The 21,523-nt window shown below is 68.7% G+C and carries 19 protein-coding genes and 1 riboswitch; of the genes, 9 read left to right on the top strand and 10 right to left on the bottom strand.

Annotated elements, in window-relative coordinates; genetic code table 11:
- Positions 1-18 precede the first annotated feature (18 nt).
- From ACFW3F_RS09540 to ACFW3F_RS09530, 3 genes are read right to left on the bottom strand one after another with little or no spacing between them, the layout of a single operon-like run.
- Positions 19-1,560 carry a long-chain-fatty-acid--CoA ligase gene (locus tag ACFW3F_RS09540; protein WP_388056615.1) on the bottom strand — a complete coding sequence of 514 codons (1,542 nt, stop codon included), beginning with the start codon at positions 1,558-1,560 and terminating at the stop codon, positions 19-21.
- Positions 1,557-2,348, bottom strand: a complete 792-nt coding sequence (locus tag ACFW3F_RS09535; RefSeq protein WP_388056613.1) for an SDR family NAD(P)-dependent oxidoreductase — start codon at positions 2,346-2,348, stop codon at positions 1,557-1,559. The genes ACFW3F_RS09540 and ACFW3F_RS09535 overlap by 4 nt, the downstream gene beginning before the upstream one ends.
- A 32-nt stretch (positions 2,349-2,380) precedes the next feature.
- The gene (locus ACFW3F_RS09530; protein WP_388056611.1) at positions 2,381-4,096 is read right to left on the bottom strand and encodes a thiamine pyrophosphate-binding protein; all 1,716 of its coding nucleotides are present in this window, start codon (positions 4,094-4,096) and stop codon (positions 2,381-2,383) included.
- A gap of 110 nt (positions 4,097-4,206) precedes the next feature.
- Here ACFW3F_RS09530 and ACFW3F_RS09525 point away from each other — a divergent pair, with 110 nt between their 5' ends.
- On the top strand, positions 4,207-5,121 hold the full coding sequence (locus ACFW3F_RS09525; protein ID WP_388056609.1) for a helix-turn-helix domain-containing protein: 915 nt from the start codon (positions 4,207-4,209) through the stop codon (positions 5,119-5,121).
- A 15-nt stretch (positions 5,122-5,136) separates the two neighbouring features.
- On the opposite strand, the gene ACFW3F_RS09520 is transcribed toward ACFW3F_RS09525, so the two are convergent.
- A complete protein-coding gene (locus tag ACFW3F_RS09520) occupies positions 5,137-6,702 on the bottom strand; it encodes an MFS transporter (RefSeq protein WP_388056607.1) in 1,566 nt (521 codons plus the stop codon).
- Between the two features lie 145 nt (positions 6,703-6,847).
- On the opposite strand from ACFW3F_RS09520, the gene ACFW3F_RS09515 reads away from it, so the two are divergent.
- Complete coding sequence (locus tag ACFW3F_RS09515; RefSeq protein ID WP_388056605.1) at positions 6,848-7,885, top strand: Lrp/AsnC family transcriptional regulator; 1,038 nt, start codon at positions 6,848-6,850, stop codon at positions 7,883-7,885.
- Between the two features lie 76 nt (positions 7,886-7,961).
- A complete protein-coding gene (locus tag ACFW3F_RS09510) occupies positions 7,962-9,299 on the top strand; it encodes a ClC family H(+)/Cl(-) exchange transporter (protein ID WP_388056603.1) in 1,338 nt (445 codons plus the stop codon).
- Positions 9,300-9,564: 265 nt separating this feature from the next.
- Here ACFW3F_RS09510 and ACFW3F_RS09505 read toward each other — a convergent pair whose 3' ends face one another.
- From ACFW3F_RS09505 to ACFW3F_RS09495, 3 genes are read right to left on the bottom strand one after another with little or no spacing between them, the layout of a single operon-like run.
- Positions 9,565-10,413, bottom strand: a complete 849-nt coding sequence (locus tag ACFW3F_RS09505) for an ABC transporter ATP-binding protein (protein ID WP_388056601.1) — start codon at positions 10,411-10,413, stop codon at positions 9,565-9,567.
- Positions 10,410-11,549 (bottom strand): FecCD family ABC transporter permease, encoded by a 1,140-nt coding sequence (locus tag ACFW3F_RS09500; RefSeq protein WP_388056599.1) that lies wholly within the window; start codon positions 11,547-11,549, stop codon positions 10,410-10,412. The genes ACFW3F_RS09505 and ACFW3F_RS09500 overlap by 4 nt, the downstream gene beginning before the upstream one ends.
- Positions 11,546-12,589, bottom strand: a complete 1,044-nt coding sequence (locus ACFW3F_RS09495; RefSeq protein ID WP_388056597.1) for a FecCD family ABC transporter permease — start codon at positions 12,587-12,589, stop codon at positions 11,546-11,548. The genes ACFW3F_RS09500 and ACFW3F_RS09495 overlap by 4 nt, the downstream gene beginning before the upstream one ends.
- A gap of 271 nt (positions 12,590-12,860) precedes the next feature.
- Here ACFW3F_RS09495 and ACFW3F_RS09490 point away from each other — a divergent pair, with 271 nt between their 5' ends.
- The gene (locus ACFW3F_RS09490) at positions 12,861-13,364 is read left to right on the top strand and encodes a hypothetical protein (protein ID WP_388056595.1); all 504 of its coding nucleotides are present in this window, start codon (positions 12,861-12,863) and stop codon (positions 13,362-13,364) included.
- Positions 13,365-13,533: 169 nt separating this feature from the next.
- Here the strand turns inward: ACFW3F_RS09490 and ACFW3F_RS09485 are convergent, their stop codons facing one another.
- Together ACFW3F_RS09485 and ACFW3F_RS09480 are read right to left on the bottom strand one after the other, a co-directional pair.
- Positions 13,534-14,931, bottom strand: coding sequence for an FAD-dependent oxidoreductase (locus ACFW3F_RS09485; protein WP_388056593.1), 1,398 nt, complete (start codon positions 14,929-14,931; stop codon positions 13,534-13,536).
- A 184-nt stretch (positions 14,932-15,115) separates the two neighbouring features.
- Positions 15,116-16,141 carry an ABC transporter substrate-binding protein gene (locus ACFW3F_RS09480; protein ID WP_388056591.1) on the bottom strand — a complete coding sequence of 342 codons (1,026 nt, stop codon included), beginning with the start codon at positions 16,139-16,141 and terminating at the stop codon, positions 15,116-15,118.
- A 171-nt stretch (positions 16,142-16,312) separates the two neighbouring features.
- Between ACFW3F_RS09480 and ACFW3F_RS09475 the strand changes: the two genes are divergently transcribed.
- From ACFW3F_RS09475 to ACFW3F_RS09465, 3 genes are read left to right on the top strand one after another with little or no spacing between them, the layout of a single operon-like run.
- The gene (locus ACFW3F_RS09475; protein ID WP_388056589.1) at positions 16,313-16,783 is read left to right on the top strand and encodes a hypothetical protein; all 471 of its coding nucleotides are present in this window, start codon (positions 16,313-16,315) and stop codon (positions 16,781-16,783) included.
- Positions 16,780-17,193, top strand: a complete 414-nt coding sequence (locus tag ACFW3F_RS09470) for a rhodanese-like domain-containing protein (protein WP_388056587.1) — start codon at positions 16,780-16,782, stop codon at positions 17,191-17,193. Before ACFW3F_RS09475 ends, ACFW3F_RS09470 begins: the two co-directional genes overlap by 4 nt.
- Positions 17,190-18,407, top strand: coding sequence for an O-succinylhomoserine sulfhydrylase (locus ACFW3F_RS09465; RefSeq protein WP_388056585.1), 1,218 nt, complete (start codon positions 17,190-17,192; stop codon positions 18,405-18,407). The genes ACFW3F_RS09470 and ACFW3F_RS09465 overlap by 4 nt, the downstream gene beginning before the upstream one ends.
- A 25-nt stretch (positions 18,408-18,432) precedes the next feature.
- On the opposite strand, the gene ACFW3F_RS09460 is transcribed toward ACFW3F_RS09465, so the two are convergent.
- Positions 18,433-19,509: an isochorismate synthase MenF gene (locus tag ACFW3F_RS09460; protein WP_388056806.1), complete on the bottom strand. Its 1,077-nt coding sequence runs from the start codon at positions 19,507-19,509 to the stop codon at positions 18,433-18,435.
- Positions 19,510-19,616: 107 nt separating this feature from the next.
- Positions 19,617-19,730: riboswitch (SAM riboswitch) on the top strand.
- Here ACFW3F_RS09460 and ACFW3F_RS09455 point away from each other — a divergent pair.
- Together ACFW3F_RS09455 and ACFW3F_RS09450 are read left to right on the top strand one after the other, a co-directional pair.
- Entirely contained in the window at positions 19,694-20,980 is a 1,287-nt protein-coding gene (locus ACFW3F_RS09455; RefSeq protein ID WP_388056804.1) for an aminotransferase class V-fold PLP-dependent enzyme, read from the top strand. Its footprint overlaps the riboswitch before it by 37 nt.
- Positions 20,977-21,477: a hypothetical protein gene (locus ACFW3F_RS09450; protein WP_388056583.1), complete on the top strand. Its 501-nt coding sequence runs from the start codon at positions 20,977-20,979 to the stop codon at positions 21,475-21,477. Before ACFW3F_RS09455 ends, ACFW3F_RS09450 begins: the two co-directional genes overlap by 4 nt.
- Positions 21,478-21,523: the final 46 nt, after the last annotated feature.

The following is a 21,523-nucleotide window of genomic DNA, read 5'->3' as shown; positions in this document are numbered from 1 at the left end:
CGCGACCGGCGCGATGGGTTACGCGAACTGCTCGCGCAGGGTGCGTTTGAGGATCTTCCCGGTCGCTCCGACCGGGAGCGCCTCCACGATGTGCATGGTCTTGGGGACCTTGTAGCCGGCCAGCCGGGTCCGGGCGAAGACACGGAGATCGGCCTCGGTGGGTTCGTGCCCCGGCGTGGGCACGACGAACGCTGTCACCACTTCGCCCCAGGTGTCGTGCGGCAGGCCGACCACCGCGACCTGCGCGACGTCCGGGTGGTCGCCGAGAACGGCCTCGACCTCGGTGGGATAGACGTTCTCGCCGCCGGTGATGACCATGTCCTTCAGCCGGTCGGTGACGTACACATATCCGTCGGCGTCGACTCGGCCGATGTCGCCGGTGTGCAGCCAGCCGTCGGCACCGATGGTCGCCGCGGTCTCGGCGTCGCGCCGGTGGTAGCCGCGCGTGGCCTGCGGTGTCCGCACACAGATCTCGCCCTGCTCGCCGAGCGGCGCCTCGATTCCAGATGCGGTACGGACGGTCAGCTCCACCCAGGGGTACGGGCGGCCCACGGAGCGGAGCAGGTGTGCGTGCTCGGGGTCGGTGCTGTGGTCCGCGGCGTCGAGTTGGGTGACCGCGCCGTGGGTTTCGGTGAGTCCGTACACCTGGAACAGCGGGGTGCCGAAGGTGCGCAGGGTCCGTCGCAGGAGTGCGGGGGTGATCGGCGCGGACCCGTAGGCGATCGACCGCAATGCCGCGACATCGGCCTGGTCGGCGCCCGGTACGTCTACGAGCATGCCGATGACGGTCGGTACCAGGAAGACGTTCGTGATGCGTTCGCAGACCAGGGTGTCCAGGAGGGATTCCGGGGTGAAGTCGGCGATGACCACGTTATGTGCACCGTAGGCCAGCCCCACCAGAGCCCAGCCCAGCCCGCCGATGTGGAAGAGGGGCATGGCGCACAGACTGACCGACGAGTCGTCGAAACCCCACGGCCCACCGGCCTGCGTACACGCGCCCAGGTTGGTGTTGGAGGTGAGCACGCCTTTGGGCCGGCCGGTGGTACCCGAGGTGTAGAGCTGGAGCACCACGTCGTCGGCGTCACCGACATGGCCCGGATCGTGCGAGGCCGCCGTTGCCAGCAACTGTTCGTAGGAGAGCGGTTGTCGTGGATCGCCGAACACGATCGGATCGGTGAGAGTATCTGCACCGGAACGGATCTCCGTCACCGCATCGAGAAAATCGCGGTGGCAGACGATCAGACGTGCCTGTGCGTCGTCGACGACCTCGTCGAGCTCGGGGACCGAGAGCCGCCAGTTGAGCGGAACGGTGACCGCGCCGATCTTCGCGGCCGCGAGCACCGTCTCGATGATCTCCGGGGAACTCTTCCCCAACACGGCGATCCGATCGCCGGCTCGGATACCGCGGTCGCGCAGCACGTTCGCGAGGCGACTGGTGCGATCGTCGAGTTGCTCGTAGGTGAGGTGTATCCCGGCTCCGGACAGCGCGGGTGCGCTTCCCCGCCGGCGGGCCCGAAGTCGGATCTGCTCGGCGAGACGGTACTCGGCCGGCGCCGTCATTCGGCGGCCGACAGTTCGGCGAGGTGGCGCATCACATCGGGGTATCGGCGAAGGTGCGCGCCGCCGTTGATGTTGATCGTCTCCCCGGTGACCCATCGCGAGTCGTCGGAGGCGAGATACAGCACAGCGTCCGCGATCTCGCCCGGTCGGCCGTTCCGCCCGAGCGGGGTGTTGTCGGTGAAGTCGTCCTGAATGACCGGGATCGAGGTGAGAGTCTGCACCAGCGGTGTCTCGACGAGTCCCGGCGAGATCGAGTTGACCCGGATGCCGCGCGGGGCCAACTCGAGTGCGGCCACCTCGGCGAGCATCACCATGCCCGCCTTGGCCGAGCAGTAGCCCGCGAAGCCGGCGGCCGGTTGACGGGCGTTGAGCGAGGCGATGCCGATGAGCGATCCGCCGTCGTTCAGCGTTCGTCCCGCGTGCTTGGTGACCAGAAACGAGCCGGTGAGGCACAACTCTATGGTCGTGTGCCACTGCGCCGCTTCGAGATCGACGATGAAACCGGGGATGTTCAACCCGGCGCAGTTCACCACGATGTCGACACCACCGAGGTCGTCCTTCGTTCCGGTGAAGAGCGCGGCCACCGCGGTCTCGTCGGTCACGTCGACCCAACGAGCCCGCGCACCGCCGGCGAGTTCTCCCGCAACCGATTCGGCCGCTTCGAGATTCACGTCGGCCACGGTCACCGTGGCACCGTGGGCGGCCAGGGTCCGGGCCGCGGCTTCGCCGATGCCCGAGCCGCCGCCGATGACGACGGCGACCTTGCCGTCGACACGCTTGTCCGTCATGGTCTCTCCCTCTCGACGGGTGTGGTCCGTGGTCATCGGGGCAGGTTCTCGTAGTAGGGGACGACGATCTCGTCGGTGCTGGTGACGTCGCCGAGCATCATGGTCGTGATCGGGTGGACGACGCCCGGCTCGATCTCGGCGTTGATGCACGCGGGGACACCGGCGCCGAGAGCTTTCTCGACGGCGGGCGCGAGATCGTCGAGGTGCTTGACGCGCATGCCGATTCCGCCGAAGGCCTCCGCGATCTTCTCGTAGTCGCTGTCGGCCAGCTCGGACACGACCACGCCCTCGGGCCCGAAGACGGCCTCTTGCCCGTGGATCGACATACCCCAGACGGCGTTGTTGAAGACGACGGTGGTCACCGGCAGGTGGTGACGGGCCATGGTGTCGAATTCCTGCGGGTGGAAACCGGCCGCGCCGTCCCCGGTGATCAGCACGACGGGTGCGCCGGGCCGGGCCCGGGCCGCTCCGATCGCGAATCCCGGTCCGACCCCCAGGCATCCGAGGTAACCCAGCCGCAGGACGCTCCCCGGACGGCCGACGGCGACGAAGAACTCTGCCCAGGACGGGGCCTCGGCACCGTCGAGCACGAAGATGGTGTCCGGCGGGCAGGCCTCGACGATGGCCTTGGCCGCGAAGTAGGGGTGCATCTTGCCGGTGTCGGTGGTGGCGTCGGGGAATCCGGCGGCGTGCGCGCCCTTGGCGGCCTTCACGGTGCTCGCCCACTCGGTCCAGTCCGGCCAGTTCCGTCCGACGGCCGCAGCGGTGAGCTGCTCCAGCGCGGCGCGGCAGTCGGCGACGATCGGCACCTCGACGTCGTAGATCCGGCCGATCTCGGCGGGGTCGATGTCGATCTGGATGATCTTGGCGCCCGGGAACATGCTGGCGCGGCCGCCGGTGAACATCCCAGCTCGCGTGCCCGCCATGACGACGACGTCGGGGGTGGGCGCCCCGAGGGCCGGGATGGTGCCCATCGACAGGAGTCCGCCACCGGCGAGCGGGTGGTCGGCCGGAATCGCACCGTCGGCCTTGCCCGGATAGAAGACGGGTACGCCGACAGTCTCGGCGAAGGCCACGAGCGCTTCCTCGGCACGGGAGAAGGTGATCCCGCCGCCGATCACGATCGCGGGGTTCGATGCGGTGTGCAGCAGGTCGAGGGCCAGGGTCACGGCGTGGGGGTCCGCCCCGGACCGCGCCGAGACCCGGTAGTTGGTGGGGAAGCGCACGTGGTCGTCGTCGGCCTCGCCGAACATGACGTCGATCGGTAGTTCGAGCAGAACCGGGCCCGGCACGCCGCTGGTGGCCTTGCGGATCGCGAGCGCGACGATCTCGGGGACGCGGGCGGCGTCGGTGATCCGGTAGGCCCACTTGGTGACCGGGTCGGCTGCGGCGATCTGGTCGAATCCGCCCTGCAGCGGGTTGGTCTCGGTCTCGCGCAGCGGAGGCGCCCCGACGACGAACAGCGTCGGCGAGCGGTCCAGGTAGGCATTGGCCAGCGCGGTGTAGACGTTGGTGAACCCGGGTCCCGAGGTGACCACGCAGACACCGAAGCCGCCCGTGACGCGTGCGTAGGCGTCGGCGGCGTGGCCGGCGCTGGCCTCGTGCCGGGTGTCGGTGAGCCGGATTCCCTCACCGGCACAGGCGATCAGGAAGGCGTCGAGGTGTCCGCCGTGGAGGGTGAAGACCTCCGTCGTGCCGGCCTGGGCGAGTGCGCGGGCAAGAAGTTGACCGCCGTTGACAGTTGCCATTGTGGGACCTTTCGAGAGCCGTCCAATGTATGCGGCCGAGAGTAACTGCGATCACAGTGCAACGCCAGAGTCGCATTATGCAAACACCCAGGCGATGGCACGATGGGTTCATGGCGCGCTCCTCCCCGCAGACCGAACGCATCGTCATGCTGATGCAACTGCTGACCGATCAGCCGACGACGGCCCGGAGCCTCGCCGACATCGCGCGGCACCTCGGGGTCTCGAAGCCCACGTGCTATCCGATGGTCATCGCGCTGACCGAAGCGGGGTGGCTGCTCCGGGACCCGGTCACCAAGGGCTATCGGCTCGGGCCGGCAGTGGTCCCGATCGGCGAGGCCGCCTCGCGAGCCATGGCCCCGGTCGAGGTCGCCCGCCCGCTGATGCGCGACCTGGCCGACGAGAGCGACATGGCCGCAATCGCTTTCGTCCCCACCGGGGCCGATCTGGCAATCGGGGAGATCGTGCAACCGGTGACCGGCCGTCGCGGCACACTCGGCCTGCGCCTGGGTGACACGCTGGAGATCGCGCCACCACTGGGCGCCGGGCTGGCCGCGTGGTACTCACCGGACCGATTGGACGAGTGGTTGCTCCTCGGCGCGGGAAACGTCGGAATCGACCATTCTGAGCTGCGCGAGCTGTACCGACCGATCCTCGAGGTGATCCGGGACCGCGGGTACGCGGTGGAGTGCGCCGACCAGCGAGAGCGGTCGCTGTCGGCGACGGTTGCCGATTTGCGTGGGACGGGTGTCGCAGGGCGGCGTGCGGTCACCGCGTTGCGGGAGGCGCAGCGCCGGCTGACCACCGATGTCGTTGTCGGCGAGATCGATCCGGCTGCTGAGTACCGACCCATCTCCGTCAACGCCGTCGCTTTCGCGCCTGGCGGAGTGCCCGCCGTCATCGTCGCGATCGTCGATTCGCGAACGACGATGCTCGGGCGGGATGTCATGGAACTCGGCGGCAAGGTGCGGACCGCCGCGGCGGCGGTCACCGAGGGGCTCGGCGGGGCACCACCCGTTGCGCCGTAGGTGGTCGGCCGTCGCTCAGCCGGCCGGTTGCTGCTCGACGGCCCGCCCGGGACGCAACATCACGAGAGCGAGGATCGCCGCGCCCGCGGAGAGGACTCCCGAGAACGTCAGGCACAGATGCATCCCGTCGAGGAAGGCGTCGCCGACGGCGCTCATCACGGCGGGAGTGTCGGCGCCGAGGTCGAGACCGCTCGCGGCGGCCAGGCCCTCGGCATCCACCGCGCCGACCACGCGATCGCGTACGGGTTCGTCGACGCCGGCGTCGATGAGCTTCTGCGGCAACGAATTCACGGCTCCTGCGGTCAGGAGGGCGCCGAGTACGGCCGGACCGAGTGCGCCGCCGACCTGACGGAACGCGTTGTTGCCGGCCGCGGCCATGCCCGACAGGTGGTACGGCACCGACGACACCGCTGTCGCGGTCATCGGTGCCATCACCAGGCCCATGCCCAGGCCGAGGACGACCAGACGCCAGGAGATGGCCGCGAACGAGGTGTCGGCATCGATGGTCAGCAGTGCGAACTGCGCGACCGCGACCATGAGGAGACCGCCGCCGATCAGGAACCGTGCGTGGATCCGGTGCATCATCTTGCCGGCGAGGGCGCCGACCAGCATCGAGGCGGCGTTCATGAGAGCCAGTCGCCAGCCCGCCTGGATGGTGCCGAGCTGCTGCACCAAGCCGAAGTACATGCTCAGCACGAAGATGAAACCGATCAGGGCGAGGAAGGTGATCATCGCGACCAGCGTCGTGGCGGTGAAGGCGCGACTCCGGAAGAGGTCGAGATCGAGCATCGGACTCGGCGAACGCTTCTCGGTGACGACGAACACGACCGCGGCGATCACGGCGATCAGCAGCGCGACGATGACCCGGGGGTCGCCGAAGCCGTAGACGCCGGCCTCGATGACGCCGAACACGAGCGCGGTGACGGCAGCCGCAGCCGAGATCTGACCGGGCCAGTCGAGGCGGCGGGCATGCGGTGCGCGAGATTCCGGCAGTGTCGCGGCCGCGACTCCGAATGCGATCAGCGCCACCGGGATCGGCAGCAGGTAGATCCAGCGCCAGCCGGCCGACTCGGCGACCGGGCCTGCCACGAGAGGTCCGACGGTCAGCGAGAGCATCAGTGCCGACGCCCAGATGCCGATGAACTTGCCGCGTTCGCGAACGTCTGGGACGGCGTGGCTGATCAGCGCGAGGGTCGTCGGCAACAACGCTGCGGCCCCGGTGCCGGCGAGGGCCTGTCCGATCCAGACCATCGCGATCGACTGCGCGAACAACGCGACCAGTGCGCCCAATGCGGTGAGGCACAGGCCGACCAGATACACCTTCCGCCGGCCGTGCACGTCACCGAAGACGCCCGCAGTCAGGATGAAAGCGGCCATCGGCAGCACGAAAGCATCTTGGACCCAGGACAATTGAGCGGTCGACGCGCCGAACGCGGCGCCGATGGCCGGCAGGGTCACGGCGACGCTCGTGATGGGCAGGTAGGCGACGAAGACGCCCAGGCAGGCCATCACGATGGTGGCCGTCCGGCGTTCCGGAGGTGTGGGTACGCCGGTGTGAACGGGGGAGGTGGTCGCGGTCACGCTCTCGCTTTCGCTGTCGAGGAAGAGGGTCGCCGAACGGCGCAGGCCCCAATTGTCTGTGTCGGGTTCGCGAAACCACGGACAGATTCGCTGAGGCGAAACGAATGCGTCGTACTGGGCGCCTCGGCGATACACTTCCTCCACCATGGATGACATCGACGGTACGATCCTCCGCGCACTCCAGGTGGCGCCACGGGCGACGTTCCGTCAACTGGGTGAGGTGGCCGGGATCTCGGAACAGACCGCGGCGCGCCGCTATCAGGCGCTGCGACGAGCTGGCGTGATGAAGGTCGTCGGCATCATCAAGCCGTCGGTGCGTGGCCAGTCGGAGTGGGTGGCGCGGGTCCGTTGCCGTCCGGACCGGATGGAACCGCTCGCGTCGTCGCTGGCCCGTCGCCGCGATGTCGCCTTCGCGTACGTCGCGTCCGGTGGCGCGGAGATCATCTGTCTCATCCGGGCGCCACTCGGCGCGGCGGGCGAGGAAGCGATCGCGAAGACCTTCCCGGCCCGGGCCTCGGTGACCGACGTCAGCATCGACCTCGTCCTGCATGCCTACGACCCCGGGCACCCCGCATCGAGATGGACCGGATTCGGCGGCCACCTCTCCGACGCCGACCGCGATCTCCTTCTGTCCGGCGCGGCCGGTGCCGGCGACGATTCACAGGAGGAGGTCGAGCACGACGAGACGGCATCGGATGCTCCTGCGGTCGGCGGGCGCCTGACCGCCGACGATGCGACGTTGGTCGACGCCCTGGTCCAGGACGGCCGGCGAGCCCACCGCGAGCTGGCTCGTATCTGCGGATGGACGGTCGGACGGGTACGCCGCCGTCTCCGCGCGCTCGAACGCGGTGGCGCCCTCGTCTACGACGTCGAGATCCTGCCGGACCGGCTCGGTTTCGACCTCAGCGCGACACTCTGGCTGACGGTGACGCCGTCGGCTCTCGACCGGGTGGGGACCGAACTCGCGGCCCACGATGAGGTGGCGTTCGCGGCGGCGATCAGCGGGGAGCGCAACCTCATGGTGTCGGTGATCTGCCGGGACACCGCACACTTCTACGACTATCTGCGCACCCGGGTCGCCGCGACCGAGGGAGTCATCGGGTACGCCGTGAGCATCCGGGTGCGCAGGCTCAAGCAGAATGCCTCGCTTGTGGTGCAGGGACGGCTGATTCAGCCGGTCTGAGGGCCGGGCACGGGGTGGTCGGTCGGGCATCGGCAGTCGGCCGTCGGGAGCCGGTCCGGCGCGGTAGCGTCCACGTGTGATCTCGCCACAGCGTGCCGATCGAGGCCTGGTGCGGTTATGCGTGCTGGCCGTCGTCGCCGGGCTCGTGACCGGTCTGCTCGGCGGCGCGTTCCGGTGGTGCCTGGGACACCTGGACCGCTGGCGCATCGAGATGCTCGACTGGTCGGCGGGATTCGGCGTCCCCGGGTGGTTCGTCCCGATTGCGGTCACCGCGGCGGGCGCAGCCCTCGGGGCTGTCGCCGTCCGTCTCGTCCCGACCGCGGCCGGAAGCGGAATCCAACATGTCGAGGCGGTCGAGCGCGGTGAGGCGTCCCCGGCCCCGCTGCGGCTCATCCCGGCCAAGTTCGCCGGCGCGCTCGCCGCGATCGGGTCGGGTCTCGTGCTCGGTCGGGAAGGACCGACGGTGCACATGGGCGCCGTCGTCGGTGCCGAGACCGGCAGGCGCGGAGGCCTCGACGACGCCGACATCCGGGTGATGCAGACGTCGCTGAGCGGCGCGGGGCTGGCGGTGGCGTTCACCGCCCCGATCGGGGGCGCGCTGTTCGCCCTCGAGGAGGTGGGCCGCTCGGTCCGGCTGCGTCTCGTGGTGCCCACGGTGTTCGCCGTGGTGGCGGCGGTGGCCGCCGGGCGGGTGATCCTCGGCGACCGCCCGGAGTTCGACGTACCCGCCCTCGACGTGCCCTCGGTGACGGTGCTGCCCGTCTTCGTGGTGTTCGGGCTGGTGTCGGGACTGATCGGCGTCGCCTACAGCCGATTGGTTCTCGGCACGCTCGGTTGCGTCGGCCGGTTCGCACGGGTGCCACCGATCGGACGCGCTGCCCTCATCGGTGCCGTGATCGGCGCTCTGCTCGCCGCCGACGCGCGCACCGCGGGCGGCGGGGACGGACTCACCCAGTCCGTCGTCGACGGTGGCGTCGTGCTCCCAGCGCTCGTCGCGCTCTTCCTGGTCCGGTTCGTCGCGGGTCCGTTGTCGTACGCCGCGGGGACCCCGGGTGGCCTGTTCGCGCCACTGCTGGCGCTGGGCGCGCTGTGGGGTGCCGCCTTCGCCGAAGTCGCGGACATCATTGTCCAGCAACCGGATTCGAGTGGCGCGGGGTTTCGAGGTGCGATGATCCTGGCCGGGATGGCGGCGCTGTTCGGTGCGGTCGTCCGGGCGCCGCTCACCGGGATGGTCGTCGTGATGGAGATGACCGCGACGACCACGGTCGCCCTCCCCATGCTGGCCGCAACGGCCGCCGCGGTTCTCGTCGCGCATCTGTCCGGGTCGCCGCCGGTCTACGACTCGCTTCGCGAGCGGATGCTCGCGAATTCGGCGCGGCGGGACGATGATCCGGGATCGGATTCTGCTTCCTGAGGTGCGAGGGAAGCGGCCTTTTGGTTCCCGAGGTGCGAGCGGAGCGAGCCACGAAGGGTCTCGCAACGTGTCTCACCAGGCCCTTCGAGGCTCGTCGACCTCGACGCGCTCCTTCGTCGCTTGCTCGGCCCGGCGGCTTGCGCTCCTCGCACCTCAGGGAGCAGGGGTTATGCGGTTCTTTCGGATTAGGGAACAGTGACGCGCAGTAGGCCTCCGGAGCTCGGGAACAATGACGCAGCAGGCCTCTCGGGCTCGGGAGCAGTGGTTATCCGGTTCTTTCGGATGAGGACTTGGCGTGGGTCCGTGAGTCCAGCGGCACGATGAGCGGGCCGCCGGTGATCGGGTCGGTCATGACGTGCGCCCGGAGGCCGAATGCCTCGTCGAGGGTGTCGGCATCGATGACCTCGGCGGGTGAGCCGGTCCGGACGATCGCGCCGTTGCGCATGACGAACAGCGAATCACTGTAGCGCGCGGCCAGATTGAGGTCGTGCAGCACCATGACCACGGTCTTGCCGTGCTCGTCGCGGAGCCGGCGGACCAGGTCGAGGACGTCGATGGAGTGCGCGAGATCGAGGTAGGTGGTGGGCTCGTCGAGCAGGATGAGGTCGGTGTCCTGGGCGAGGGTCAGGGCGATCCACACCCGCTGGCGCTGGCCACCGGACAGGGCGTCGAGCGTGCGGTCGGCGAGGTCGAGCGTGTCGGTCATCTCCATCGCCTGGGCGACCGCCGCCTCGTCGGCCGCGCTTGCCTGTGCAAACCAGCGCTGATGCGGATGGCGACCGCGCCCGACCAGGTCGGCGACGGTGAGACCCTCGGGCGCAATGGGATTCTGGGGCAGGATCGCCAGAGTGCGGGCGACCTGTTTGGGCCGGACCGAGGAGATGTCGTCGCCGTCGAGGTACACCGCGCCTGCCCGGGGTGGCAGCAGACGCGCGAGGCACCGCAGCAGCGTCGACTTGCCGCATCCGTTCGAGCCGATGATCGTGGTGACCTGCTCGTCGGGTACGTCGATGTCCAGGCCGTCGATGACGATCCGTTCGTCGTAGCCGACGGTGAGTCCGACGCCGCGCAATCGCGCGGTGGTGGCGGAGGTTTCGAGGGATGACGCAGTCATACGCTCGCCTTTCGGGACATGACGACCATCAGGTAGATCAGGAACGGACCGCCGATCGCGGCGGTGACGATACCGACCGGCAGACCGCCCGGCAGAACCGTGCGGCAGAGCAGGTCGCCGCCCAGGACCAGTGCCGAACCGATGACACCCGACACCAGTGGGGTCGGCACGGCGGTGCCGGCCAGCCGCAGGGCGATCTGTGGGGCGAGCAGTGCGACGAAGGCGATCGGGCCGGCCGCGGACACGCTCAGGGCGCTGACCAGGACCGCGGTCAGGAGCAAGGTCGTCGACACCGCGCCCGTGCGGACACCGAGCCCACGGGCGAGATCGGGGCCGAGGCTGAGCATCCCGATCTGGCGGGCGAGGATGATCACCACGACGATGCTCGCGCAGACCCCGGTGACGACCGGCCACACGTTGGACCAGCCGACGTTCGCCACCGAGCCGACTATCCACACCTGCGCACGACCGACATCCCGGATGTCGGCGCGGGAGAGCAGGAATTGGGTCAGCGCCTGCAGCAACCAGGTCATACCGACGCCGATCAGCACGAGCCGGAACGGGTTGATGCCGCTGTTGGCCTTACGTCCCGGCCATGCGAGGACGTACATCGCGACGGCGGTGACCAATCCGCCGATCATCGCGGCCGCCGGGACACCGAGATCGCCCAGCCAGGCGCCCCAGCTGGTGGTCGAGAACGCGATCGCGGTCACGGCCGCCACGCTCGCGCCGGCCGTGATGCCGAGCATGTCCGGTGTGGCCAGCGGATTCTGGGCGATGAGCTGGGTCAGTGAACCGGCAAGTCCCAGACCGAATCCCACCAGCAGCGCGACCAGCGCACGGGGCAGGGCGACGTCGAAGACCACGACGTTCTCGACGCGGGTGCCGCCGCCGAGCAGGATTCGGGCGACGTCGATCGGGGTCAGGGGGAAGTCGCTGACGCCGACGCTCGTGAGGAACAGGAACACCGTGATGGTCGTGGCCACGAGCGCGACCGCGAGCATTCGCGGCCGAACGACCATCGACAGCGGCTCGACCGCGATCCGATAACCGCCGGGATGAGGAGCGATCCGGGCCTTGGTTCCGGCCTTCTCCGCGGTTTCGGTCTCGGTCTTGATGGAGGTCGGCGGGTTCACACGGTCCCCAATCTCTGTCGGCGGACCATGACGATGAGGAAGGGTGCGCCTACCAGCGCCAGCATCACGCCGACCTGCACTTCGCCGGGACGGGCGACGATCCGGCCGAGGATGTCGCACCCGACGAGGAGGATGCCGCCCAGCAGCGCCGAATACGGGATGATCCATCGGTAGTCGGCGCCCACGAAGGCGCGGGCGATGTGCGGTACGACCAGACCCAGGAACACGATCGGCCCGCAGGCGGCGGTGGCGGCGCCGATGAGCAGTGTGATCGTCAGGACGCCGAGGGCGCGGATCAGCACGACCCGGGAACCGAGTGCCTTGGTCATGTCGTCGCCCAGACTCAGGACGTTGAGGAAGAATCCGCTGGCCAGTGCGAGTACGAGCCCCACCGAGATGAACGGGAGGCTCGCCCAGAACACGTCGATGCCCCGGCCTGCGGTGGACCCGACACTCCAGAAGCGCCACTGGTCCAGTGAATTGGTGTCGACGAGCACGATCGCGGATGTGATGGCGGTCAGCATCGCGGTCAGTCCGGTGCCCGCGAGGACCAGGGTCAGTGGGCTCGAACCGCTCAGGGACGACAACCCGAACACGACGGTGGCGGCGATGATCGCCCCGACGAGCCCGAAGAACATGAACGCGATCGGGCTCGTGATCCCCAGCAGGTAGATGCCGCCCACCACCGCGCAGGCGGCGCCCGCGTTGACGCCGAGCATCCCGGGGTCGGCGATCGGGTTGCGGGTGTGGCCCTGGGTGATGGCGCCGGCCGCCCCGATCGCGAGCCCGGCACTCAGACCGAGCAGCGTGCGGGGGACACGCAGATCCCACACGATGCCGTCGACGTCGGTGTCCTTGGGTACCTGCGGCATCCGCAGGTCGATCAGGGCGTTCCAGATCTCCTGGGTGCCGGCCGCGAAGCTGGGCCAGATCTCGTCGAGGGGGACGGGGCGGGTGCCGAAGAGTACGGACGCGACGACCAGCGCTGCGAGGACCGCGAACAGCAGCGGGATTCCGAGAAGTCGGAGGGATCGGCGCACGAAGGTAAACCTTACCAACCTTGCTCGGTCCCTTTCCGCGCCCTGTGTCGCGCGCTCGTACTCGGTGTCGTTCGGATAACGAATTGCCGACGAATGCTGAGGGAATGCTGTGCGCGCGGTAACACTTCGCTCAGGCTGGGTCGATAGTCCCGGTGTCGGTGAGCATCTCGGGGCCGACAGCAGCCAGACCGGTCGCCGGTGGGACGGGTGAACCGCCCATGACGGCGACGTCGGGAAACACAACAGTGTCGCCTACGAACGAGGAGGATCGATGAAATCGCTGAAACGGGCTCTCACAGGGGTTGTGGTCGCCGCAGGAGTCGCCGCGGGAACGCTGGTCGGCGCCGCGCCCGCGCAGGCCGCCGTCCCCAACCTCCAGATGACGGGCGGAGTCTACTGCCAGTTCGGAGCACCGGGCACGCCGTGGAATCAGGCGTGGAGCATGACCCGTTTCATGCGGGTCACGGCGCGCGACGGCGAATTCCGCAACGTCACACTGCAAGAGATCAACGGCGCGACCAAGTTCAAGTCGCAGCTGAAGAAGAACGAGTCCCTCACGATCAAGACCGTCTGGTTCGGATGCTTCCCGTCGTCGATCGCCGGGTACGCGATCTCTGACTACGCCGAGAACCTGACCGACAACGCCGGTTTCTGGTGGAACGTCCGGCGCGTCGACAACCCGTTGGACCGATTCGGGACCGGCTCGTCCGCGTCGTCGGCCCTGACCGGCGGCGGCACCGACGTCGCAGGCGTTCCCGCGATCCCCGGTCGATGAATCGATCCGAGAACAACTGAACGAGGACATCTGAACGAGGACAACTGAACGTCCACGACAACTGAGCATTTCGCGCCGGGCGGCGTGCGGGGAGGACGCCCCTGCACCCGCCGGGCGCATGCGAAAGAGCGGCGACCGAGAGATCTCGGCCGCCGCTCTTGTGCGTGTGTCAGGCGGAGGGGCGTGACACCTTGGTCGGCTCCGAAGCGGCGAGCATGTCCTCGCGTTCGACGACCTTGACGCGTTCGCGGCCTTCGGCGGCGCCGAGTGCGCGCTCGTGCTCGTCGAGCCGGTACCAGCCGTCCCAGGTGGTGAACGGGATGTTCTTCGACTCGAGGAGTTCGACGATGGCGTCCTCACCCGGGTGTGCCGGCTCGAGCAGCGTGCCGGCTTCCATGTCCTTGAGGATGCAGTCGACGGTCTCGTTGGCGTCGCCCTTGGTGTGGCCGATGAGGCCGACCGGCCCGCGCTTGACCCAGCCGGTGGTGTAGATGCCGGTGAGCTGCTGACCCTCGTCGAAGACGCGTCCGGCCTCGTTGGGGATGACCCCGGCCTGCGAGTCGAACGGGATCTGCGGCAGGTTGTCCGAGAGGTAACCGACCGCACGGTAGACGGCGCCGACCTCCCAGTCGGTGGTCTTCCCGGTCGGCTTCACGTTGCCGGTGCCGTCGAGCTGGGTGCGCTCGGTGCGCAGACCGACGACCTTGCCGTCCTCGCCGAGGATCTCGGTGGGGCTTTCGAAGAAGTGCAGGAACAGCTTGTGGATCGCACCCTGCTTGGGTTCGCGGATCGCGTAGTTCTCGATGATCGTGGCGACCTGGTCGGTGATCTTCGATCCGCGCCGGGCCACGGCCGAACCCTCGTCGTAGTCGATGTCCTCGGGATTGACCACGACCTCGATGTTGGGGGAGTGGTCGAGTTCCTTGAGCTCGAGCGGGGTGAACTTCGCCTGGGCGGGTCCGCGACGGCCGAACACGTGGACCTCGATGGCCTTGTTGCCCTTGAGGCCCTCGTAGACGTTGGCGGGGATCTCGGTGGGCAGCAGTTCGTCGCCGGTCTTGGCGAGCACCCGCGCGACGTCCAGGGCGACGTTGCCGACGCCGATGACCGCGACCTTCTCGGCCTCCAGGGGCCAGGTGCGGGGGAAGTCGGGGTGGCCGTCGTACCAGGCGACGAACTGGGCGGCGCCATAGCTGCCGTCGAGGTCGATGCCGGGGATGTCGAGCACGCGGTCGTCGGTGGCGCCGGTGGAGAAGATCACCGCGTCGTAGTGCGCGCGCAGTTCGTCGATGGTGATGTCGGTGCCGTAGTCGACGTTGCCGAGCAGGCGCACCTGCGGCTTGTCGAGGACCTTGTGCAGGGCGGTGATGATGCCCTTGATCCGCGGGTGGTCGGGCGCGACGCCGTAGCGGATCAGACCGAACGGAGCGGGCATGCGCTCGTACAGATCGATGCTGACTCCGCGGTCCTTGGCGGTGTCGGACTTCATCAACGCGTCGGCGGCGTAGATCCCGGCGGGACCGGCACCGACGATCGCAACCCGCAGCGGGCGGCTGTTGTCGCTCATGGAGTAGGTGTCTTCCGTTGCTCAGCACGCGCCGACGAGGCTTTACAGTCCAGATACCCCGGCACTGCGCGTATGGATAAGGCCTATCCCTTCTACGGTAGGCGCTTGCTGTCCACGACCAAAATCCGTCTGTGAGGTAACCCTCACCTGAACGGGTGATCGACTGTGGAGGTCGCGGGCCGGTTCACGCCTTCGCCGCGGCGTCGGCGATCGGTTCGACGGCCTGGTCGGCGACCCACGGGATGGTCAATACGGTCGGTACCGACATCGCGCTGCCGACCTCCTGTGGCAGGTAGACGACGCGACCCGACTGGGTGACGGCCAGGCGGTTGAACGCCGCGTTCGACTTCAGTCGGTCGTTGGATCCCTCCCAGTCGACGGCGATGACGACGTCGGCCGAGTCGAGGAGATTCAGGCTCTCCGCGGGCAGCTCACCGTAGAAGCCGCTGGTGACCGCGGGCTGCAACGCCGGCGGGAAGGTGAGGCCGTAACCCGCGACGGTCTGTCCGCGTCCGTCGCCGGAGCCGTAGATCGAGACACCACCGGTCGGGCTGGCGGTCACCACGACCGCGGTCTTGCCGGCCAGTTGCGGGTTCTGTTCGCGGACGCCCGCGAGGAACTGTTCGGTCTCGGTCACCTTACGATCGGCGAGTTCGGGTAGTCCGACGGCCGCGCCGATCTGGCGGGTCTGCGCGTCCCATGGCACCTGCCAGGGCTGGAACTGCGCGGGCCGCAGGATCGTCGGTGCGGTCTTGCTCAGCAGGTCGAACTGATCGCGAGTGGGGTCGGCCCCGACGGCGGTGATGAGGTCGGGTTCGGTGGCCAGCGTCTTGGGGATCTCGTCGCCGAAGGCGCCGGACGCGTTGGGCAGGACCACCGGGGTCGAATCGGCGAGCAGTTCGGCGTTCCACGGGGCTGCCGCCTGATCGGGGTCGGCGAAGGGAGCGATCGTCGTCGGGGTGACGCCCAGGGCGAGCAGGGTGTCACCGTCGCCGACGCCCATCGCCGCGATGCGCTTCGGTGCCTGCGAGACCGTCGCCGGGGCGTAGGCCTGCTGCACGGTCACCGGGATCGCGCCGGCCTCGGGGGCGGGTACCTGGGCCATCCCGGAGTCGACCGACTCGTCCGGCGGCGAACACGCGGTGGCCACGAGAGCTGCCGCGAGCAGCCCCACGAGAAGGGTCAGTGGGCGGTGGGTGGAAGAGCGCATCCGGGGTCCTCGCTGGTCGTTGCGTTCGGCGTCGTCGTTGTCCGAGGTACTTAGGGCCACCTTACTCAGAAGGGGTTCGATGTCGAGGTCGCCCGGCGCCGGCCCGGGGTGCCCGGACGAGCGTCGACGCCGGTCTCACCTGCCGATGGGACGCTCGATAGACTCCCCGCCATGGCCGAAGCTGCAGGTGAGGGTGACCAGACGCCCCCGTCGTGGAAGAACGCCTGGCCGTTCTTCGCCGCGGCCGGCGTCGTGGGTCTCGTCGTGCTCGGCGTCGTCCTGTCCAATCTGACCCGCCCCGCCGAAGATCGGGCCGGTGATTCCGCCCAGGTCCAGTACGCGATCAACGACGTCTACACCGCGCGCAACGGTCCGAACTTCGCCGAGTACCGGGCGAACACCTGCGCGGCCGACGTCGACGCGGCCGACTTCGTCTCCGAGGAGGAGTTCCTCGCCGACAACCGGGAGTCGCTGGTCGCCAACGGGCACATCGAGATCCCGGAGATCACCGAGCTGGTGGTCAACGGTGACCGGGCGACCGCGAAGGTTCATTGGCACTATGACAAGACCCCCGACGACGTGAACGTCGTGGACACGACCGTGGTGCGCGAGAACGGCGAATGGAAGGTGTGTTCCTCATGACCTATGCCGGTGACCTGACCCCGCGTGAGGCGTGGGAGAAGCTCGAGAAGAACCCGGACGCGGTCCTGGTGGACTGTCGAACGCAGGCCGAGTGGTCCTTCGTCGGTGTGCCCGACCTCGAGGTCTTGGGCAAGCGCGCGATCTTCGCGGAGTGGACCACTTTTCCCGAGGGCCGTCGCAACGACGACTTCGTGACCCAGCTGCGCGACTCGGGCGTCTCCGACGACCAGGAGGTCATCTTCATCTGCCGCTCGGGACATCGGTCGATCGGCGCTGCACAGGCCGCGACCGCCGACGGAATCGCGAAGGCCTACAACGTGGTCGACGGATTCGAGGGCGCTCTCGACGAGAACGACCATCGTGGGACGTCGGGCTGGCGTGCCGAGAACCTGCCGTGGAGGCAATCGTGAGTCCTGACCTACCCGTGAGTCGCGAACTACCCGGCGGACTCTCGGCTGACACCATCGCGGTCCGCGGCGGGCTGGCCCGTTCCGGCTTCCACGAGACCGCCGAAGCGCTCTATCTCACGAGCGGGTACGTCTACGACTCCGCCGAGGCCGCCGAGCGCGCCTTCACCGGCGAGGACGAGCGATTCGTCTACTCGCGCTACGGCAATCCGACCGTCGAGATGTTCCAGGAACGACTCCGCCGGCTCGAAGGTGCCGAAGCCTGTTTCGCCACGGCCAGCGGCATGGCCGCGGTGTTCGTGGCGCTCGGCGCGCTGTTGAAGGCGGGCGATCGTCTCGTCGCCGCCCGGAGCCTGTTCGGTTCGTGTTTCGTGGTGTGCAACGAGATCCTGCCACGGTGGGGGATCGAGACCGAGTTCGTCGACGGTGAAGACCTCGAGCAGTGGGAGCGGGCTCTGTCCAAGCCCACCGACGCGGTCTTCTTCGAGACCCCGTCGAACCCGATGCAGAGCCTCGTCGACGTCGTGAAGGTGTCGGAACTGGCGCACGCGGCAGGTGCGCAGGTGGTGCTGGACAACGTCTTCGCCACCCCGCTGCTGCAGCGCGGACTCGAACTCGGCGCCGACGTCATCGTGTATTCGGGTACCAAGCACATCGACGGCCAGGGGCGTGTGATGGGCGGCGCGGTACTCGGAACGAAGGAGTACATCGACGGGCCCGTGCAGCAACTCATGCGGCACACCGGTCCCGCGTTGAGTCCGTTCAATGCCTGGACCCTCGTCAAGGGTCTGGAAACGCTACGTCTGCGCGTCGATGCCTCGGTGTCCTCCGCGCTCCGGATCGCCGAGTTCCTGGAAGCCGATCCGCGTGTGCGATGGGTGAAATATCCTTTCCTGCAGTCACATCCGCAGTACCAGCTGGCGACGTCGCAGATGTCGGGCGGCGGTACCGTGGTGACCTTCGAACTCAACGACCACGACGGCATCGACGGCAAGAAGCGCGCCTTCGAGGTGCTCAACGGCCTGCGGATCGTCGACATCTCCAACAACCTCGGTGATTCGAAGTCGCTGATCACGCACCCGGCGACCACCACGCATCGCGCGATGGGGCCCGACGGACGCGCGGCGATCGGTCTCAGCGACTCGGTCGTGCGGTTGTCGGTCGGGCTCGAAGGGGTCGACGATCTGCTCGGCGATCTGGATCAGGCGCTGGGCTGACGCGATGGCCGCGGGTTCGCCCGCGCTAGTCGAGTCCGTCGATCCCCAACGCGTTCAGGACCGTCCGGAGTTTGAACGCGGTCTCCTCGAGTTCGCCCTGGGGATCGGAATGTTCGACGATGCCGCCACCGGCCCACGTTCGGAGACTGCGACGATCGCGGTCGAGTTCGAGGCACCGGATCGTGACCATCCACTCACCGTCGCCGGCGGCGTCGCACCAGCCGACCGCGCCCGCGTAGAAGCCGCGCTCGCCCTCGACCTCTCGGATGATCTGCGCGGCAACATCACTCGGGGTACCGCACACGGCGGGGGTGGGGCCGAGCAGCAATGCGAGGTCCAGCGCGGTGGTAGACGGGTCGCGTAGGGTCGCGCGGATCGGGGTGGCGAGATGCCAGACCTCCCCGGTCGACTGCAGTTGCGGGGTCGAGGGCGCGTCGACGTCATCGCACAGGTGCGCCAACCGGTCCCGGAGGTGATCGACGACAAATGCGTGCTCGGCGAGATCTTTTGCGGAGGCGAACAACTCGTCGGCGACGGCGCGGTCGACGGCCGGATCGGGCGACCGCGGGGCCGAACCCGCGTATGGGTGACAGGTGACGGTCGAACCCGACTTCCGCAGCAGCACTTCGGGGCTCGCACCCAGTAGCCATGATCCCGAGCCGGTGGCGGCGCCGAGGTCGACGCCGAACGCATTGTGTCCCGCGTTGCCGCCCGCGAGGGCGTCGAGCAGTTCGTGGGGCGCGACCTCGGCGTCGAGCACCAAGTCGACGCTGCGGGCGAGGACGACCTTGCCGACGTCGCCGTCGACGATCCGTTTGACCGCGTGCGCGACGCGCTCGCGGTGCTCGTCGGCGGACGGGCGCAGGATGGTCGAGACGGGGGTACGCGACAGCGGTGGACCGCCCGCCAAGGGCGCGTCGTCGAAGTGCAGGACCTCGGGCACCACCAGTGCGGCCGGGTCCGCGGCGTCGAACGGGATCGCGCCGGTCAGCCCGTCGATCGCCCCGGAACGCAGGGCGGCCGACGCCGCGTCGACGTCGGTGAAAGTACGGACGGCACCCTTGCCTCGCACGGTGCCGTGCGGACGGGACAACACGAACACATCAGTCGCTGACACCCCTGACACGCTACAGGTAAGTGTGCCCTAACTTCCGATCACGATGAGTGAAAATTGACACGTCTACGAGGCATCGACGAGTCTTGCTGATAGGTCATGAGTGCCAGTGACAAGCCCCGGCTCGCTGGTCGGCAACCCTCCTCCGCGGTGGGGTGCTCCGGGTGACGACCTGGCCGCGCACCAACCGGGCGTGGCAAGCGTGGATTTCAGAGGAGCTCCAGCCTTGACCGCTGTCCTGTCAGCACCGACCACCGCCGGCCACCTGTCGCAGATCACCACCGCCCGGTACGAGGCCGCGCGGGAGACCGTGCGCGAGTTCGTCCGTGGACGGGTCGACGACACGGTCGTCTTCACCCGCGACACCACCGATGCGATCGACCTCGCCGCCCACATCACTCCCGGGGACGTCGTGGTGCTCGACATCGAGCACCACGCCGACCTCCTGCCGTGGTGCGCCCCCCGCGACGGTCGTAACCGGGCCCGGGTCGTCCCGGCGCGCGACACCATCGAGGACACCCTGGTCGCGCTCGAGGCCGAACTCGCCTCGGCGCCCGCGTCGCTGCTCGCGGTGACGGCGGCGTCGAACGTCACCGGCGAGGTGCTGCCGATCGGTCGGCTCGCCTCGGTCGCGCACCGGCACGGCGCTCGTATCCTCGTCGACGCCGCCCAACTCGTCGCGCACCGGCCGGTGTCCGTCGTCAGTCACGGCATCGACTACCTGGCCTTCTCCGGGCTCCCGGCACATGCCGGCTCCGGGAGCGAAGCGAGCGGGCTGAATCAGATACCGTTCGGCGCCGGGAGCGAAGCGAGCGGGCTGAATCAGATACCGTTCGGCGCCGGGAGCGAAGCGAGCGGGCTGAATCAGATACCGTTCGGCGCCGGAGTCCTCATCGGCAGGCGGGATTGGTTCGACGCCGCCGACCCGTACCTCGCCGGTGGTGGGGCGACCTCGGACGTCGATCCGGACGGTCGCGCAGAGGGCGGCATCTGGCACACCGGGGCAGCGCGGCACGAGGCGGGCTCGCCGAACGTACTCGGTGCGGTGTCGCTCGCCCAGGCGTGTCGTGCGCTCGCCGACGTCGGGCCGGAGGCGATCGGGCTACACGAACTGCGGTTGTCCGAACGTCTCGATGCCGGACTGGCCGCGATCCACGGCGTCACGCCGTTGCGGATCTTCGCCGATTCCACCGATCGGGTGGGGATCGCGGGCTTCACCGTCGAGGGGATCGCGCCAGGCGTCGTCGCTGAGCACCTCAGTGCGCACCACGGTATCGGCGTGCGCGACGGCAGGTTCTGCGCCCACCCGCTGCTCAAGCGCCTCGGCCATCCGGCCGGCGCGGTTCACGCGAGCTTCGGCGCGGGTACCACCTCCGACGACATCGACCGGCTTCTCGATGTACTACGCGCACTGACCGAACAGACCGTCCTACCGAACTCGACGAGGGGTGACCGATGACCATCGAACTCGACGCACGTGCCGACCACGGAACCGTGATCGCCGCACCGACTTCCGCACCGACCGCCCCGATCAGCATCGGACGCCCGGGATTCCAGGTCGCCATCGCCGGAGATGAACTCGCACAGACATTTCCGATCGTCGTGCGGCGTGAGACCCTGCGTGATGCCCAGCGTGCGCGCTCTCTGCTCCGCGCCGGCAGCCACGATCAGGCGAAGTTCGTGGTCGCCCTGGAGGTGGAGGTGGCCGTCGCGCCGGACGCCGCATCGGCCCGCGCCGCAGCCTCGGCCGCGGTGGCGGCACCGTCGGACGGGAACTCCGGGACGATCCGCTACATCGGGACGACACACGGCCTGATCACCTTGGTCCGCGACATCTACGCGGCCGAGGTGGCCGACGCCGTGATCCTCATCCCGATCGACGGCGTGGCCACCGAGCGGCGCATCCGTGATCAGATCCTGCCGGTGCTCGCCGAGCAGCGGCACCGCGTGGCCTGACCCACAGACGAGACCGCCGGCAACATCGTTCGACGATGTTGCCGGC

It is taken from the genome of Gordonia sp. NPDC058843, from assembly GCF_042743165.1.
Lineage (GTDB): Bacteria > Actinomycetota > Actinomycetes > Mycobacteriales > Mycobacteriaceae > Gordonia.
This window is presented reverse-complemented; position numbering and strand designations above follow the sequence as displayed.